This is a genomic window from Streptomyces sp. AC627_RSS907, assembly GCF_019049165.1.
On the sequence record NZ_JAGMUE010000233.1, the window covers coordinates 1 to 558 of the forward strand.

1 protein-coding gene is annotated in these 558 nt (G+C 76.7%); it reads left to right on the forward strand.

The window, feature by feature from the left end; translation table 11 throughout:
* Positions 1–558 (forward strand): CDP-glycerol glycerophosphotransferase family protein (locus KUM32_RS32770; RefSeq protein WP_254406476.1); only part of this gene is annotated, 558 nt, incomplete at both ends.

A 558-nucleotide genomic window follows, 5' to 3' on the forward strand; every position in this document is an offset into this window, starting at 1 on the left:
CCCACCCGGAGCAGCGGGAACGGCTGCGCCGGGCCTGTCCCGCGGCCGAGAAGGCGGCGGTCATCGCCGGCGACCCCGCCTTCGACCGCATGCTGGCCGCCCGCCCACACCGTGAGCGCTACCGGCGCGCGCTGGGCGTACGCCGTGGCCAGCGGCTCGTCGTCCTGAACTCCACCTGGAACCCGGAGGGTTTCTTCGGCGACGGCGGCGGCCAGGACATGCTGCCCGGCCTGCTGCCCCGGCTCGCCGCCGAACTGCCGGCCGACGACTACCGGCTGGCCGCCGTGCTGCACCCCAACATCTGGCACGGCCACGGCCCCGGGCAGATACGCGTCTGGCTGGACCGGGCCCGGCGCGGCGGGCTCGCGCTGATCGACCCCGTACACGGCTGGCGGCAGGCCCTGCTGGCGGCCGACGCGGTCATCGGCGACTTCGGAGCGGTCAGCTACTACGCCGCGGCCCTCGGCACCCCCGTCCTCCTGGCCGCCCACGACCAGCGGCGCCTCGACCCCGAGGCCCCGCTCGCCGACTTCGTACGCCAGGCGCCCCGGCTCGACC